General features: G+C 71.2%; 1 protein-coding gene. It reads right to left on the bottom strand.

All coding sequences use genetic code 11. From position 1 onward, the window contains the following. A partial coding sequence (gene cas5e / locus ACTWQE_RS34155; protein ID WP_443332971.1) for a type I-E CRISPR-associated protein Cas5/CasD occupies positions 1–638 on the bottom strand: 638 nt, incomplete at its 3' end. Positions 639–746: the final 108 nt, after the last annotated feature.

The following is a 746-nucleotide window of genomic DNA, read 5'->3' as shown; positions in this document are numbered from 1 at the left end:
GTGCTGACCACGGTGCGCAGGGCGTGCCGGCGGTGTTCGGCGGCGAAGCTGAGCGGCTGGTCCCGCAGTACGTCCCCGCCGCGTTCGCCGGGTGCGGCTTCCACCTGGAGGACCAAGGGCACCTGGTTCTCGCGGCGGCGGAGCCTTTGGTACCACGCGGCTGCCTGCCATGGTTGTTCTCGTAGGACCTGCTCCAGGTCGGCGTCGTGATGGACGCCAAGCTCCACGGGCAGGGCCGGCGGGCAGGAGCGGCGGCCCAGGTAGGGCGGGTGAACGGGTGCGCGCAGAGCGGCGTGCAATGCGTCGATGAGCGCCTGGTCGCCTTCGAGGGCAGCGAGGAAGACGGCGTCGGAGAGGTAGAAGCGCTCGGAGAGCGGCATGGACTTCCCGGTGACCGCGTGGTGGGCCGTTTGGAAGTCGCGTACCCGAGTTCCGGGCTGGTCGATGCGGACGCCGAAGCGCAGCGCGGCCAGTCGTGCCAACCCGTCGTCGTCGCCACGCTCGAGGCCTTGGGCTGCGGCGAGCATGCCGATCACGCCGCTCTTGGTCGGCGCGGACTCGGTGGTGCGGCGGGCGAAGCGTGCCGAGGCCCCCCACGATTGCAGGGGGCCTGCCAGGCGCAGTGTGAGCACGCTCATCCGTGCTTCTCCAGGCGGTCGGCGACGGCCTGGCCGATCGATTCGACGAGCGTGGCCAGGCTGGTCGTCTCCGTGCCGATGCCCGAGAGCTTCTCGGTGTGGGTGCCG

Origin of the sequence: Streptomyces sp. 8N706, assembly GCF_052245415.1 — a bacterium.
Taxonomy (GTDB): domain Bacteria; phylum Actinomycetota; class Actinomycetes; order Streptomycetales; family Streptomycetaceae; genus Streptomyces.
This window is presented reverse-complemented; position numbering and strand designations above follow the sequence as displayed.